The 15,123-nt window shown below is 62.1% G+C and carries 11 protein-coding genes and 1 pseudogene; 2 read left to right on the top strand and 10 right to left on the bottom strand.

Annotated features, from left to right (window positions below; all coding sequences use genetic code 11):
* Window positions 1-124: 124 nt before the first annotated feature.
* Genes JN414_RS14080 through JN414_RS14070 form a run of 3 tightly spaced genes read right to left on the bottom strand, consistent with a single transcriptional unit; the run spans window position 125 to window position 5,554 of the window.
* Complete coding sequence (locus JN414_RS14080; RefSeq protein WP_086898285.1) at window positions 125-3,292, bottom strand: error-prone DNA polymerase; 3,168 nt, start codon at window positions 3,290-3,292, stop codon at window positions 125-127.
* Window positions 3,289-4,731 carry a DNA polymerase Y family protein gene (locus tag JN414_RS14075; RefSeq protein ID WP_255494198.1) on the bottom strand — a complete coding sequence of 481 codons (1,443 nt, stop codon included), beginning with the start codon at window positions 4,729-4,731 and terminating at the stop codon, window positions 3,289-3,291. The genes JN414_RS14080 and JN414_RS14075 overlap by 4 nt, the downstream gene beginning before the upstream one ends.
* Window positions 4,732-4,738: 7 nt before the next feature.
* Window positions 4,739-5,554, bottom strand: coding sequence for an ImuA family protein (locus tag JN414_RS14070; RefSeq protein ID WP_228120624.1), 816 nt, complete (start codon window positions 5,552-5,554; stop codon window positions 4,739-4,741).
* 156 nt (window positions 5,555-5,710) lie between these two features.
* On the opposite strand from JN414_RS14070, the gene JN414_RS14065 reads away from it, so the two are divergent.
* Both JN414_RS14065 and JN414_RS14060 read left to right on the top strand, forming a co-directional pair.
* The gene (locus JN414_RS14065) at window positions 5,711-7,813 is read left to right on the top strand and encodes an ATP-dependent helicase (RefSeq protein ID WP_202208482.1); all 2,103 of its coding nucleotides are present in this window, start codon (window positions 5,711-5,713) and stop codon (window positions 7,811-7,813) included.
* A 12-nt stretch (window positions 7,814-7,825) separates the two neighbouring features.
* A pseudogene (locus JN414_RS14060) lies at window positions 7,826-8,483 on the top strand (SOS response-associated peptidase).
* A gap of 129 nt (window positions 8,484-8,612) precedes the next feature.
* On the opposite strand, the gene JN414_RS14055 reads toward JN414_RS14060, so the two are convergent.
* The 7 genes from JN414_RS14055 to trbL form a co-directional block, all read right to left on the bottom strand.
* Entirely contained in the window at window positions 8,613-9,578 is a 966-nt protein-coding gene (locus JN414_RS14055) for a DMT family transporter (protein ID WP_035378710.1), read from the bottom strand.
* Window positions 9,575-10,465, bottom strand: a complete 891-nt coding sequence (locus JN414_RS14050; RefSeq protein ID WP_035378712.1) for a pyridoxamine 5'-phosphate oxidase family protein — start codon at window positions 10,463-10,465, stop codon at window positions 9,575-9,577. Before JN414_RS14050 ends, JN414_RS14055 begins: the two co-directional genes overlap by 4 nt.
* Before the next feature lie 97 nt (window positions 10,466-10,562).
* On the bottom strand, window positions 10,563-10,802 hold the full coding sequence (locus JN414_RS14045; RefSeq protein ID WP_035378714.1) for a DUF2274 domain-containing protein: 240 nt from the start codon (window positions 10,800-10,802) through the stop codon (window positions 10,563-10,565).
* Window positions 10,795-12,030 (bottom strand): TrbI/VirB10 family protein, encoded by a 1,236-nt coding sequence (locus JN414_RS14040; protein ID WP_089179467.1) that lies wholly within the window; start codon window positions 12,028-12,030, stop codon window positions 10,795-10,797. The genes JN414_RS14045 and JN414_RS14040 overlap by 8 nt, the downstream gene beginning before the upstream one ends.
* Window positions 12,027-13,034 (bottom strand): P-type conjugative transfer protein TrbG, encoded by a 1,008-nt coding sequence (gene trbG, locus JN414_RS14035; RefSeq protein WP_194265286.1) that lies wholly within the window; start codon window positions 13,032-13,034, stop codon window positions 12,027-12,029. The genes JN414_RS14040 and trbG overlap by 4 nt, the downstream gene beginning before the upstream one ends.
* Window positions 13,031-13,714, bottom strand: coding sequence for a conjugal transfer protein TrbF (gene trbF / locus JN414_RS14030; protein WP_089179469.1), 684 nt, complete (start codon window positions 13,712-13,714; stop codon window positions 13,031-13,033). The genes trbG and trbF overlap by 4 nt, the downstream gene beginning before the upstream one ends.
* Window positions 13,714-15,120, bottom strand: coding sequence for a P-type conjugative transfer protein TrbL (gene trbL / locus JN414_RS14025; RefSeq protein WP_194265287.1), 1,407 nt, complete (start codon window positions 15,118-15,120; stop codon window positions 13,714-13,716). Before trbL ends, trbF begins: the two co-directional genes overlap by 1 nt.
* Between the last annotated feature and the right edge of the window lie 3 nt (window positions 15,121-15,123).

Genomic DNA, 15,123 nt, shown 5'->3' with positions numbered 1-15,123 from the left:
TAGGTCCAGGTGTTCTATTTGGCAGGCCACCCGACATAGGAGGCCGCCCAGTGCAAAAAGCGTTTCCACACGCCACTGACCACGGTAGCCAAAATGGGTGTCAAGGAAAAGCCTGAAGGTGCTTCTAATGGAAATTCCGTGACCTGAAACTGAGCCTGTCGAGACCCGAACTGGCCGGATCGTCGTCCCCTCCCCGCGCTCCGACCTGACGGAGCAATCCGGACAGATCGGTGAGTTCCAGCGTCACCAGATGCACGACATCCCCCTCGCGCTGGACGCGCCCCCTGGCGGCCACCATGCTGGCCGAGAGGATGATCGATCGGTATTTCTCGAAGATGTCGGGCCAGATGACCAGATTGGCGATGCCGGTCTCGTCCTCCAGCGTGATGAAACACACCCCCTCGCCGGATCCGGGCCGCTGGCGCACCAGCACCAGTCCGGCCGCTTCGACCCGTTTACCGTCACGCAGCACCATGGCCGTGCCGCAGGGCACGATCCGGCGTTGCCGCAGATCCTCCCGCAGGAACGACACGGGGTGGGCGCGCAAACTCAGCCCAAGATGGTTGTAATCGCCCACCACCTCGGCGCCGTCGGTCATCGGGACCAGCGCCATCGCCGGCTCGTCGGTTTCGCGGGACTGCGCAGCCGCGGCGAAGAGCGGCAGCGGTTCGTCATGCAGGCCCTTGATCGCCCACAGCGCCTCGCGCCGTGCCAGCCCGAACGCCGGCCGGAAAGCGTCGGCCTCTGCCAGACGCACCAGCGCTTCCTGCGGCACCCCGGCCCGACGCCACAGATCGTCGATCGAGGCGAACGGCCGCCGTAGCCGCGCCGCCACGAGCGCCGCCGCATGGGCGTTGGCCAGCCCCTTGACCAGGCTCATCCCCAGCCGCACCGCGAAACAGCCGCGATCGTCATCCTCGCCTTCAAGAGTGCTGTCCCAGCGGGAAGAATTTATACAGACCGGTCTGACCTCAATGCCGTGGTCCCGGGCATCGCGCACCAGTTGCGCGGGCGCGTAGAAACCCATCGGCTGGGAATTCAGAAGCGAGGCCAGAAACACGTCCGGATGGGTGCATTTCATCCAGGACGACGAATAGGCGAGAATGGCGAAACTGGCCGCATGGCTTTCCGGAAAACCGTAGGAGCCGAAACCTTCGAGCTGCTGGTAAATGCGCTGCGCGAACTCTTCCGGATAGCCCTTGCGCGTCATGCCTTCGAGCAGACGGGTCTGGAAATGGGACACGGTGCCGGTGTTCTTGAACGTCGCCATTGCCCGACGCAGCCCGTCCGCCTCGGCGGCGGTGAAGTCCGCGCAGACCATGGCGACCTGCATCACCTGCTCCTGAAACAGCGGTACGCCGAGTGTGCGCTTGAGCACCTCCTCCAGTTCCGGTGTCGGATAATCCGGCTCTTCCAGCCCCTCCCTGCGCCGTAGATACGGATGGACCATATCTCCTTGTATCGGGCCGGGTCTCACGATTGCGACCTCGATCACCAGATCATAATAGGTACGCGGCTTGAGGCGCGGCAGCATCGACATCTGCGCGCGGGATTCGATCTGGAACACGCCGATGGTGTCCGCCTTGCGGATCATGGCGTAGGTCCGGGGGTCTTCGGCCGGGATGGTCTGAAGCGTGAAATGCTGGCCCTTGTGCGCAGCGAGCAGGTCCAGCCCTTTTTTCATGCAGGTCAGCATGCCGAGCGCCAGGATATCGACCTTCATGAATTTCAGGGCGTCGATATCATCCTTGTCCCATTCAATGATCTGGCGCTGATCCATCGCCGCCGGCTCGATGGGCACCAGCTCGTCCAGCCGGTCGCGGGTCAGCACGAACCCGCCGGGATGCTGCGAGAGATGGCGCGGTACACCGATCAGACAGCGCGCGAGGTCCAGCGTCAGGCGGATGCACCGGTCGGTCAGATCGATCCCGGTCTCGGCAAATTTCTCTGCTTCGACATGCCGCGACCAGCCCCAGATCTGTTTGCTCAACAGAGCAATCACGTCCTCCGGTAGCCCCATCACCTTGCCGACGTCGCGCAACGCGCCCTTGGCGCGGTAGCGGATCACCACGGCGGTCAGCGCCGCGCGGTCGCGACCGTAATGATCGTAGACCCACTGGATGATCTCCTCGCGTCGAGCATGCTCGAAATCCACGTCGATATCCGGTGGTTCGCCCCGTTCCTCGGAAATGAACCGCTCGAACAGGAGCGTGGTGCGCGATGGGTCGATGGCGGTGATGCCGAGCACGAAGCACACGGCGGAATTGGCCGCCGAGCCCCGTCCCTGGCAGAGAATGTCCCGTCGCCGCGCTTCACGAACGATGGAATGCACCGTCAGGAAATACGGCGCGTATTGCATGCGCCCGATGAGCGTGAGTTCATGGCGCAAAATCGTCTCGACGTCCGGCGGGATTATGCCGCCATAGGTCTCCCGCGCCCCCTGCCATGTCAGGTCCTCCAGCGCCTGTTGCGGGGTCTGGCCCGGAATCTCGATCTCGTCGGGATACTGATAGGCCAGATCGTCCAGAGAGAACCGGCAACGTTCGACGATCTCCATCGTGCGGTCGATCGCCTCAGGATACCGCGCAAACAGCCGCGCCATCTCCGGCGGTGGTTTCAGGTAACGGTCGGCGTGACGCTCCCGGGCAAAGCCTGCGTGCTCGATGGTGGTGTTGTGCCTGATGCAGGTGACGACGTCCTGCAGGATGCGGCGATCATGGGTATGGAACAGCACGTCGTTGGTGACGACAGTCTTCACGCGCTGGGCGTGGGCGAGATTGGCCAGGTCGTAAAGCCGCATCTGGTCGTTGGGGCGGCGGCGCAGGGTGAGCGCCATATAGGCGCGGTCACCGAACGCCTCCCGCAACCGCCGCAGATGCGCCGCACACTCCTCGTCGGCGACATCCGGCACCAGCACGGCGAGCAGTCCTTCGCCCCATTCCACCAGATCACGCCAGAGCAGGCGGCACTTCCCCTTCCCCGCCCGGGCCTTGCCGAGCGTCAGCAGGCGGCACAGCTTGCCATACGCGACCCGGTCGGTCGGATAGACCAGCACGGGCGGCGCGTCCTCCAAATCGAGGCGACAGCCGACAACCAGGCGCACCCCGAATTCCTTTGCGGCAAGATGCGCCTGAACGATGCCGGCAAGCGTGTTCCTGTCGGTAACACCGAGGGCCGTGATCCCGAGCGCCTTCGCCTGCCCGAACAGTTCACCGGGCGACGACGCGCCGCGCAGAAAGGAGAAATAGCTCGTGACCTGAAGTTCGGCGTAGCGCGGTGCCGAAGCGCTCATGCGAAGAGCCCATGCAGGAACCAACGTTGCGATCCGGTCTCGCCGTGTTCGCCGTCACCGGCGCGGAACAGCCAGAATCGCTCGCCAGACGTATCCTCGACGCGGAAATAATCCCGCGCCGTGGTCAGCTCCGCATCACCTTTCCACCATTCTCCGAATATTCTCTCCGGCCCGTCTGCGCATTTCACCTTGTGGCGCAGGCCTCGCCAGACGAAAAATACCGGAGGATGGTCGGGTAGCATGGCCATGGTCTCGATCGGCTCGGGTCGCGGCAACAGACGGGTCGGTCGCGGCCAGCCTTCGGGCCAGGTCGTATCCTGAATTGGCGCAAGCGGCGGTACTCGCTGAACTGAACGCTCGGGAACATCGCTTTCCACTGGCACAACGCGGTAAAGCGCCCCGCTGCCCAGCCGGTTGGCCAGTGTATCGACCAGTCCGGACAGATCGGCCTCCGGTTCTTCAATCAGGGATGAGACCTGCTGGCGCCGCTCCACTGGTTCGGCCAGCATGGCAATCAGTTCCATACGCTCGATGCCAAACCCGGGTTCGATGGTCTCAATCTGGTCAGACAGAAGACGCAGCAGATGCTTCGGATCGCGGACGGGCCGAGCCAGCGCGAGACGCACCGCCTGCACGGCGTTGTCGACACGATGCAGCAGGAGATCCAGTCGCCGTGCACCGAGGCCGCGTTCTTCGAGGCCGATGCAGAGCGGCGGCACCAGTTTGCCTATATAGCGCGCGATGGTTTCGGCGGCGGCAATTGGCTCGGCGAAGTTGCGCGACACCGCGACGGGATCGACCGGACGGATCGGCAGGATGGGTTCCTCCACCCTGCCATAGGCCTGATCCAGCCTTCGTGTGATTTCCGGACCGAAGCGCAGCACCAGCGGGGCGCGAGGTGCGTTCTCGAGATCGCGGACCCGAGTCAGGCCGAGGTCGGCCATTCCGGCAACGACGTTGGTCGGGAGGCGGAGAGCAGCGATCGGCATATCCGCCAGAGTAGCGACGTGCTCTCCGGGTGGAACGACAATCGCCGTGCCCGGCGTGGTGCGCGTGACAGCATAGGCTGCTCCGAGCGTATCAGCGACGGCGGCTCTCGCCGTGATACCGGATCCGTTCAGGCGACGAACAATGTCACGTAACATTGTGGCCTCACCGCCCAGGAGATGATCGGCTCCGGTGGTGTCGAGAACCAGCCCGTCCGCCGACTTGCCGGACGCATCGACCGCCACGATGGGACTGACCCGCTGCTGCAGCCACAGCGCCAGCCGTTCCAGCGCCGCACGGTCCGCTTCGGGCTGACCGTCCTGAACCACCAGGCCCGGAATCAGCGCCTGCGCTTTGGCAACTGGCATTCCGATCACCACCCCGCTTTTACGGGCAGCGCGGTCGGCGGCCAGCACGACGCGACGACTGCCCTCGCGCCCCGCGAGGACCAGTGGCTGTTCAGGCGGAGGCGCGCCGTCGCCCCGTTCGCGGCGGAGCCGGTCGGTGGCCCAGAACGGAAGCCAGATCACCGTGGTTCGCCTCGGCTCCTGCTGTTTTGTCCGGACTTCCGGCAATCCGCAATCCTGCCTGTCCATTTCGTACCTCCACCTCGAAGTCGGCGCTTTCGCCGGATCGTGTCCGGATCAGTTCCAGCAACCAGCGGCTCTCCCCTACCCCCTGAACCGGCAGCGGCGCCGATGGCAGAAGCGAGACCCGCCAGCGTGTGGTGCTCGCCGTCGGCTGCCCGAAATCAGCGGCATCCCTCTGTCGTCTCCACCGTCGGAGGGCGAGACCGATGCCGCCACCGCTTTCAGCCGCGAGTTGCAACCGGCGCGAAGCCGTCATGGTCAGGCGACCGACTTCGGCGACCACCGCGCCCAGGCCCGGATGACGCAGTCCTTCCTCGAAACAGGCCAGCACGTCACGATCGGTGCCACTCTCGACAAAAAGCACCCGCGAGGGTGGAAGGCCAACCTGCTGAAGTGCGGGAGTAAACAGATCGGCAACTGTCACAATCCATAACACCTGACCTTGTGTACGTGCGGCGATACCGGCAGCAAAACGGGCGGCGGCAGCGGCGTTGAGGGCGTCGTTGCCGCCTCCAGCGATCTCATGCAGGGCTCCGAGAGTCAGCCCTCCACCGGGAAGTCTCCGGTCGATCTCCGCTAACCCAAAGGGCAGTGTGGCACGCTTGCGACTGGTCTGTCCTTCGAGACGACTGATCGCGGCCCGCAGCGTCTCCAGACCGGGTTTTTTATGGGTTTCAGCAGTCATGTCACGGCTCGGCGTCCCTTATGCAGGCAAATTTCCTGATTATATGTTCCTGATTTGTTCCAATCATGCTACGCAAGTCAATGCAAATTCGCTCTGTATCCGGCATGCTGGTTAGCGATGTTCGATCAGTATCGTTGATGAAAGTGCGCTAAGGAATTGAATCCAGAACCTTCTCCTGCTTCGGGCAGCGATGATTATCTGTCCCGTCTGAATGAGGCCCAGCGACAGGCTGTCACGCACGGGACCGGAGTCTCGACAGGCGGGGCGGATTCATCCCCGCTGCAGGTCATCGCCGGGGCTGGTTCGGGCAAGACCAACACACTGGCCCATCGGGTCGCGCATCTGATCGCCTCAGGGGCTGATCCGCGCCGCATCCTGTTGCTGACCTTCTCGCGCCGCGCCAGTGTGGAGATGACGCGGCGGGTAGAACGCATCTGCAAAACCGTGCTGGGCGACAAGGCCGGACCTCTCGCTGACGCGCTGGCCTGGTCTGGGACGTTCCACTCCATCGGTGCGCGGCTGCTGCGGGAGTATGCCCAGCAGATCGGCATGGATCCGGCGTTTTCGATCCATGACCGCGAAGATTCCGCTGACCTGATGAATCTGATCCGCCATGATCTGGAATTTTCCAAAACCGAGAAGCGGTTCCCCGGCAAGGGCACGTGCCTTGCCATCTATTCCCGTGTGGTGAATTCAGGCGCGCCGCTCGCCGATGTATTGCTGAAGCACTATCCGTGGTGCGCGGGCTGGGAAGCCCAGTTGAAACAGCTTTTCGCCGGTTATGTCACGGCGAAACAGGAGCAGAGCGTGCTGGATTATGACGATCTGCTGCTGTGCTGGGCGCAAATGGTCAGCAACCCGGTTCTGGCCGCAGATATCGGCGGCAAATGGGATCATGTGCTGGTCGATGAGTATCAGGACACCAACCGGCTGCAGGCGGAGATGCTGCTGGGCATGAAGCCCGATGGCCGAGGCCTGACGGTGGTGGGTGATGACGCGCAGAGCATCTATGCCTTCCGGGCGGCGACCGTGCGCAACATTCTGGATTTTCCAGTGTCTTTCGATTCCCCGGCGCGCATCGTGACGTTGGATAGGAACTATCGTTCCACGAAACCCATTCTGGATGCCGCCAATGCGGTGATCGGCGAGGCGACGGAGCGGTTCACCAAGGATCTGTGGACCGAGCGGGCTTCGGAGGAAAAGCCACGACTGGTCACTATCTGGGATGACACGGCGCAGGCCAACTACATTGCCGATCGAGTGCTGGAAGAGCGTGAGGCCGGAACACCAATGAAGCAGCAGGCTGTGCTGTTCCGGGCTTCGCACCATAGCGGCACGCTGGAGGTGGAACTGACCCGGCTCAATATTCCGTTCGTGAAATTCGGTGGCCTGAAGTTTCTCGACAGTGCGCATGTGAAAGATATGCTGGCGCTATTGCGTTTTGCCCAGAACCCACGCGACCGCATCGCGGGCTTTCGGGTATTGCAGCTTCTGCCGGGCGTGGGGCCGGGTTCAGCCCGGCGCGTGCTGGATACGATGGGCGAGAATGCCCATCCCTTCGAGGCGTTGAAGGATGTCAAAGCGCCACAGCGGAGTGGTGAGGTCTGGGCGGGTTTCGTGAATATGCTGACCGCTCTCGGCAGCCATCAGGTCGGCTGGCCGGGCGAGATTGCAGCCGCGCGGTACTGGTATGAGCCACATCTGGAGCGGCTGCACGAGGACGCCTCCACCCGTCTGGCCGATCTGGTGCAGCTTGAGCAGATTGCCGGAGGGTACCCGTCACGCGAGAAATTCCTGACCGAACTGACGCTGGACCCGCCGGATGCCACGTCCGATCAGGCTGGCGTGCCGTTGCTGGATGAAGACTATCTGATCCTCTCGACCATTCATTCCGCCAAGGGGCAGGAGTGGAAGAATGTGTTCCTCATGAACGTAGTCGATGGCTGCATTCCGTCTGATCTGGCGACGGGCGAGCAGGACGATATCGAGGAGGAACGCCGCCTGCTCTATGTGGCCATGACGAGGGCGAAAGACAGTCTCGATATCATGGTGCCGCAGCGTTTCTATGTGCATGGCCAGCACAGCCGGGGCGACCGACATGTCTATGCTTCACGTACACGCTTCATCGACCGGGACATGCTGCCTTTGTTCGAAGCCGTGTCATGGCCTGTCGTGAAACCGGAAGAGCAGGCAAGGCAGGAGGCGGTGAAGTCGGTGCGGATCGATATGGCAGCCAGATTACGCGGCATGTGGTCGTAAGGGAGCAGGCGGATGTGCAATCTCTATTCCATGACTTCCAACCCGCAGGCGATCCGCGAGATCGCGAAAGTTCTTGAGGATCGCACGGGCAATCTCCAGCCGCTGCCGGAGATCTACCCGAATACGATGGCGCCGATTGTGAGGAACGGGGAAGGCGGTCGTGAACTGCTCATGGCCCGCTGGGGTATGCCGACTCCCCCCCGGTTACCTGAAAGGCCATAAGGTGGATCGCGGTGTGACCAATATCCGCAATCCGGGATCTGCATGGTGGAAGCGCTGGGAAGGGGTGGAGCACCGCTGTTTGGTGCCGCTGACAGCGTTCTCGGAACCCGAGCGTTTGCCTGATGGGAAATCACAGCCTGTGTGGTTTGCCCGCAGCGACGGAGAGCCGCTGGCTTTCTTTGCCGGTATCTGGTGCCGATGGACATCCGTGCGGAAACTGGCTGATGGAGAGACAACGGATGACCTGTTTGGATTTCTGACCACCGAGGCAAACCGGGAAGTTGGAGCCATCCATCCGAAAGCCATGCCGGTGATTCTGACGCAGCCGGATGAGCTGGATGTGTGGATGAATGCGCCAGCAGAGGAGGCGCTGGGGCTTCAACGGCCTCTGTCAGATGGGCATTTGGCCCGTCGTGAACCACCCTACCTCGTGGAAAATGGAAGCTAAAATGGGATCATACTTCTTGCATTTTTCATCCCGGATATAAGTAGAAAAGACGAGTGCAACAAAAATCCCAAGTATGCTGATCTCTCATCAATCAGAGTTAATCGTGTGGTGATCTCCATATCGTTGGGCTCATACTTCCCGAACGTGCGAGACATCGCCGCCATTGGTCGGCGGTGCAGAGGCCTGCCGGAAAGACGAACACACCAGACCCAAAGCAATCGCTACAATGCCTGTAGCGTGCCAGAGATGCAGACGTTCGTGAAGAAACAACGTCGAGAGTATGACTCCAAAGGCCGGGATCAGATGAATGCTCAGGCCTGCACGTTCCGCACCAAAAAATCTGACAGCGCGCATGTAGAGTAAATAGGCCAGAACGGACGGAAAAATGCCCACATATAAGGCAGCTGCGGCAAATGAAATCGTCCAATGAGCAGATGTCGCACTTATCGGAGCGATGAACCAGAGCGGCAACAGGAGGCAGACGCCGATCGTGATATGAGCACCCAGCACACCCAACCGGTCGAGGTCTGCCGGCAGGCGACGGATCCAGAGCGTGTAAAACGCAAAGCAAGCCATCGCAGCAAGGACAACAGCATCTCCCGGCACGAGCGCGAGGGCGCTCCATTGTGACCATTGGCCGTGCAGAACCAGCGTGAACACGCCCAACAACGAAAGTATCAGACCAGCGCCCTGAGCGAGTGTAAGTCGCTGCCGGTAAAAGATCGCACCGAAGAAAACAATCATGAGTGGTATCAGCGCGTTCATCAGAAGGGCGTTGCTCGCCGTGGTCGTTCGTACACCAACATAGATCAGGGCATTGAAGCCGACGATCCCTGTAAGCGCCGTCCCGAGCATAAGCCAGCGATGCTGCCAATAACGAGGAGCATCACGGCGCATGATAGGGAGCGCAAACGGCGACAGGCAGACAAAAGCAACGACCCAGCGGACGGTCAACAGGGTCAGGGGTGCGGTCAGATCGCGAACCGCACGGCTGACGATAAAATTTCCGGCCCAGAACAGCGGTGGCAATCCAAGTGACGCATACGCCATAACACGCTCTACGATGCGTGGAGTACGAATGCGGTTTGCGGTCATACGTCGTGGCTCGACGATACGATCCCAATATCAGGTCCCTCCACCCAACCGAGCGACAGAGCCTTCCTGCGTCGGATCACCTCTCGAATACGCACATCAAACGAACGCCCTGCACCGCTCCACGAAACAGACGCCTCACCCGTCAGATGCAGAAGATCACCGTTGTCGAAATTGATGAAGAGAAGACCAGCCCGAGGATTTTCCAGAAAGTTTCCAAACGTGTTGAAATAACGATTACCTGGGTAATCCGGAACAGTCAGGACATCACCGTTGAGCTGCACAAAACCTGATGGTCCGCCGCGATGCGAGACATCCATGCCGCCGTGGACGACAGACGATGCGCAGGAGGCGATGAAGAATGTGCTGGCGGTCATGATGACGTCGCGCGCCTCAGCGTCTGGTGCCGGATATCTCTCCACGGCACCGGGTAATCGAAGCAGCGATCGTGGCTCACGTGGGCGGATATATTTTGGACAGTTTCCGAAACTCTGCAGAACGCGCATCCGGATGCCGTCCGCGTCGTTCGCCAGAACGGTGCCGTTGGCGCGGTTGCGTCGGCGTGTCGCAAACTCGATCCCGAGGATCGCGATCGGGCGTTCCGGCGCCAGCGCTTCAGCCACAGGATCTCCTGATAGGGGATGCCAGGCGAGATGAAGTGTTATCTCGTCAGGACTTGAGAGAAAGCCGGGCACGCCGGTAGCAAGCGTTGCAACCGGCCAGCCGTCGGGAGAAAGGGCACCCAGCACGACATAAGGCAGCGATGCAAAGAACGTGCGATGCTGCTCTGTCATGAAGGAGCGAATGAAAGTGCTCGAAGGTGCGGCCACGCCAGCCAGTGCCTGCGCACGCCGTTCGCCCTCGTGAAATGCGGTCGCCGTGTTATCCATCGTCGTGATCCGTCATGTCGGAACTGAATGAGGCAAACATGCCACGTAGCATCTCCGAGCAACAATACAGAACGGTCCGTTTATTGGCTATTCACTTTCAGGGTTTTTCGCCTTCCTCCTTCCGTTTCTTGAGGAACACACGATCACGTTCGATGAACCGGGCCACCATAATTGGAACCAGACGGGCCGGGTTCTTGCCGACATTGGTGTCGTCGCCATTCTCCTCCGCGAGAAAACGGGCATACAGAAGAAGGTCACGATGAATGTCCGCGGGAAAGGCAATCGTCATCCGGACAGGACGACTGTCGGGAATTGCGGTGATACGAAGCTTATCCATTGCGATGTTCTCCTTTCGCAACATAAGGTTTGAGTATCAGGTCGCGCCCCAGCAGAAGCGTGAACGGCAGACCGGGACGGTCGGTGAGGGTTGGCTGAATATCGAGTGAGCGGTCGACCAGCCGGTATCCCACCTGAGAGAACCCGTTGCTGGCGCCACTGCGAATGGCCTGGGCGAGATTGTTCTCGCTCTGGCTCGTGCCAGCTTCCGACCCGACGCTGAGCAGCGTGGTCACCAGTGCGGCTTTGAACAACTGGCCCCAGTGGTTGTTCACCTCGTCCGACAGGCCGGACTGGCCGATCGCGTCGGCGCCGGGCAGTTTCTCCAGCACGAGGCTTTCGCCGTCCGGGAAAATCAGCCGGGTCCAGATGATCTGGGTGCGTTGCTGCCCGAAGGAAATGCCGCTGTTATAGGCACCGAACAGCGTACTGCCCTGCGGGATCAGGAGATAGCGCCCTGTCGGGCTGTCATAGACGTTCTGGGTGACGTGCCCGACGATCTGGCCCGGAAGATCGGAACTGATCTTCGTGTTCAGCGCGCCCGCAATGACCGTTCCGGCCTGAAGCACGTAAGGGGAGAGGAGCGGCAAAATCCGATCGGGGCTGATGGTCTGCCGGTCAGGTTGACCCGCGAGAAAGGCCCGGTTCTCTGCCTGTGGTCCGGTGCTGGTCGTTCCTGCACCCTGGCCAGGGGACGCTGAGGTCGCAGATGAAGCCGGCTGCACGTCATGCTGATCACGCACATCGACTGAGGCAAACAGTTTGCTGCCAATGGCGGCATCAATTTCCTGCTGAGCCCGACGCGCATCCTCGTTGCCGATCGCATTGGCAGGGATTGATTTGCCCTGCCGCTGCGCGTTGAGGATTGGCCTGCCCAGATCACCGGGAAGCGCGGGTCCGAGCCTGGGCACATTGGAATAATCTTTCGGGAGGTTGTCCAGACCTGCCGCAGATGGTGGGGACGCATTGTCCGGACCGACTGATGCTGACGGCGCTCGATGGCTGGCTTCCAACGCATATCCGAGGGCGAACGCCACGACGATGACGCCGATCCCCCCGAGTGACCAGATCACCGTCCGCGACAGACGCACGACGCGTGGACGCTCGGCACGGAGGCGCAGATCGGGAGGCGTCGCCGGTGGGGCCGGGTTTCCCCCATTGGGCGGGGCATTCTGATCAGGGCGTGGAGCGGTGTCCTGCCCTGCCCCCTCTTCTCTGTCCTCGCTCATGACGGCCGCCCGTCAGTGCGCACGATGCGCACGCGCTGCTCGCTGGTCTTGTCGCCGAGACGCAGCTCGGCCGCGGCGAACAAGCGGTCAACGATCATCCAGTTCTGGCGGACCCGGTAATTGACCAAAGCCGGGTTCCCGTCCGGCCCCAGCACGAAAAGAGGTGGCAGATCCCCCTGCCCGATCCCGCTCGGGAAAGCGATATAGACTTTGCGTCCGTCATCGAAAGCCCGCGAGGGCAGCCACGGGGGCACCCCGCCTTTTGCTGGCTGTATGGCGTAGCGAAAATGCAGATCGTCGAGATTCAGCCCCGCATCCACAGGAGCCTCTTCTTCGGCGTCGTCATTCTGACGGTGCAGCGCGATCAGATCGTCCTCGGGATAGTCCCACGACACGGACGCCATGTAGGTCGCCGGTGTGGAACGCAGTTCCGCCAGGTAGGTCCGGCGGTCGGTATTGACGATCAGATTGGTCGTGAGATCGGGACGGGTCGGCTTGACCAGGATATGGACACGCTTGGCAGTACCACTGCCGCTCGATGTATCCCCGATCACCCACCGGACGGTGTCACCAGCGGCAACCGGCCCGCTTCCGACCAGCTTTTCGCCGGGCTGGAGCATGATGTCGGTAATGTCACCGGGCGACGCGTAGACCTGATAGAGCGCGCCGGGACTGTAGGGATAAACCTGCACGGCATTGATAAATCCCGCCCGCGTCGGCTGGATCCGGGCGGCGACGTTCGCCTGAATCACACGCACGGTCGGATCGGCAACCTCCGGCGCACCTCGCCGGGCCTGGACGCTGCGCGACGGCAGGCGTTTCAGTTGGCCCGGCAGCGGCAAAGGTCTGGCGATTTCCACCACCTGCACCGGTTTGGGTGGATCGGGCAGGCGTGTAGCCCGCGCCGCATCATCATAGCGAATGGCGGGCGGATGATACTGTCCGGCACAGGCGGACAGGGTGAGCAGCACCAGCGGCAGGGCGCGCAAGACCATGCGGATCATTGTCCGAGTTCCTTCGACCAGTTGATGGCGGTGACATAGATGCCAAGCGGGTTTTTCCGCAGGCGATCGGCCGTGCGTGGGGTGACGATCATGACCGTGAGAATAGCGGTCCAGCGTTCGGTTCCCGTGAAGGCGCCGTCGCGGTAATGCCGTTCGGTCCAGGCCACGCGGAAACTGCCGGGCGATGCCCGGATGACCGACGACACATCGACCTCGACCTGTTCGTGGCCGACCCGTGAGAACGGGTCGTTGAGGCGGGCATAGTCGTTCAGCGCCTGTGCGCCGGAAATCATGGTGAACTCGTAGGCCTGCAGCCAGTTCTGCCGCACAACGACAGGATCGGCGGACAGGCCACGCACATCTTCGATGAAGCGCGCCAGATACCACGACACCTGCGGATCGGTCGGAACATAGGCCGAGGTCGCTGGGCCGATCACCTGTGTCTGGCCGAGTTTGTCGACCTGCACGACCCAGGGGACGATGGTGCCACGCGCGGACTGCCAGACCAGGCCGATCCCGAGTGCTGCCGAGAGGAACAGACTGCCAAAAGCCATCAGCCGCCAGTTACGGGCCTGCACACGGGCGGAGCCGATCCGGTCATCCCAGATCTGGGCTGCGTGTTGATAGGGTGTCACGGGTTCGGGTGTGATCCCGTAGCGTGTGGTAGAGCGACGGAACATCATTGTTTCTCCGAAAGATCGATGGCTGCCGATCCACCGCCGCCATCGGCGGAGCGGATGACATGGGCCGCTTCGGCCGCGTGGGTCGCGGCATTGCGACGCTTCATTTTTTGTGCCCAGCGTGGGGGCTTGCTGTCGGGAGCAGAGCCGGCGCCGCCGCCTTGACCTTTGCCGGCGCTGTCTGACGGGCCGGCAGAATTCCCGCCACCCGCCTCGGAAGCGGCTCCGCCGGTAAAGCGCCCCCCTGTTGCGGTGAAGGCGCCACGAGCACCGGCGCCGTAACTCTGTTTCATGGACGCTGCGGCCCCGGACGCCCTGCTCTTTGCTGCGTTCATGGCTGCGGCACCTGGTGCGCGGGCGACACCACCAAGCCCGGCGGCCATGCGCGCGCCCGCGCTCCCACCCGCGGCGCTCATGGCTCCCATGGAATAGGCGCTTGAGGCCGCCCCCGCCGCAGCGGCCCCGCCACGAGCGGCTGCTGCCGTGGCGGCCAGAGCCGCGCCACCACCGGAGGCGATGGCGGCAGGGGCGGCGACAGCCGCCGCTCCCATGGCGCCGACCGCCATACCGGTGCCGACAGCAGCACCCGCGCCAAGTTGTGGGGCGCCGGAGATCAGGCCGTTGGCCAGTGAACCGCCGAAAATCGCAAGCCCGACCATGCACAGGGAGGCCAGAACCACGGACAGCGCCTGTCCGATGGTGGGCGAACTGTTCCCGTAGGAGGTCGTGAACTGTTTGAAGAGGCCGGAGGCGACGGCGGAAATGACGGCCAGCACCATGATCTTCACACCGGACGAAACGACGTTCCCGAGAACCTTCTCGGCCAGAAAGGCCGTCCGGTTGAACAGGGCGAACGGGATCAACACGAACCCGGCGAGGCTGGTGAGCTTGAATTCGACAATCGCGACGAAAAGCTGCACCGCGAGGATGAAGAAGGCCGCCAGCACAATGAACCAGCACAGAAGCAGCACGAGGATCTGTACGATGCTGGCAATTGCGCCGAAGGAAAACGCCAGTTTGCTGGCCGCATCAAGCAGCGGTTGTGCGGCGGAGAGGCCGGTCGCGGCCAGCCGTCCCGGATGCATGAAATCGGCAAGTGTCAGCGTTCCCCCACCCGCTTTAAGACCGAGCGCGGCGAAGCTGTTGAAAACGACGCTCGAGAGATGGCTGAAATGGTTGATGACGAAGGCAAAGAAGCCGACATAAAGCGTCTTTTTGACCAGACGCTGGACAATGTCCTCGTCCACCGCCCAGGCCCAGAACAGCCCGGCCAGCAGCATATCAAGGACGGAGAGCGATCCGGCGAGGGACACGACGCTGCCCCGCAGCAATCCAAAACCGGAATCGATGGTGGTCTCGAAGGTGTTGAGGAACCCGTCAATAATCCCGACATTACTGGCGTCCATCGA

This window comes from Gluconobacter sp. Gdi, from assembly GCF_014132155.1.
Taxonomy (GTDB): domain Bacteria; phylum Pseudomonadota; class Alphaproteobacteria; order Acetobacterales; family Acetobacteraceae; genus Gluconobacter.
This window is presented reverse-complemented; position numbering and strand designations above follow the sequence as displayed.

Excerpts from the sequence above, each read along its gene's own strand:
- trbF (WP_089179469.1), bottom strand. The coding sequence starts at position 13,714 with ATGTTCCGTCGCTCTACCACACGCTACGGGATCACACCCGAACCCGTG.
- JN414_RS14045 (WP_035378714.1), bottom strand. The coding sequence starts at position 10,802 with ATGGATAAGCTTCGTATCACCGCAATTCCCGACAGTCGTCCTGTCCGG.
- JN414_RS14080 (WP_086898285.1), bottom strand. The coding sequence starts at position 3,292 with ATGAGCGCTTCGGCACCGCGCTACGCCGAACTTCAGGTCACGAGCTAT.
- JN414_RS14040 (WP_089179467.1), bottom strand. The coding sequence starts at position 12,030 with ATGAGCGAGGACAGAGAAGAGGGGGCAGGGCAGGACACCGCTCCACGC.
- JN414_RS14070 (WP_228120624.1), bottom strand. The coding sequence starts at position 5,554 with ATGACTGCTGAAACCCATAAAAAACCCGGTCTGGAGACGCTGCGGGCC.
- JN414_RS14050 (WP_035378712.1), bottom strand. The coding sequence starts at position 10,465 with ATGGATAACACGGCGACCGCATTTCACGAGGGCGAACGGCGTGCGCAG.
- trbL (WP_194265287.1), bottom strand. The coding sequence starts at position 15,120 with ATGGACGCCAGTAATGTCGGGATTATTGACGGGTTCCTCAACACCTTC.
- JN414_RS14055 (WP_035378710.1), bottom strand. The coding sequence starts at position 9,578 with ATGACCGCAAACCGCATTCGTACTCCACGCATCGTAGAGCGTGTTATG.
- trbG (WP_194265286.1), bottom strand. The coding sequence starts at position 13,034 with ATGATCCGCATGGTCTTGCGCGCCCTGCCGCTGGTGCTGCTCACCCTG.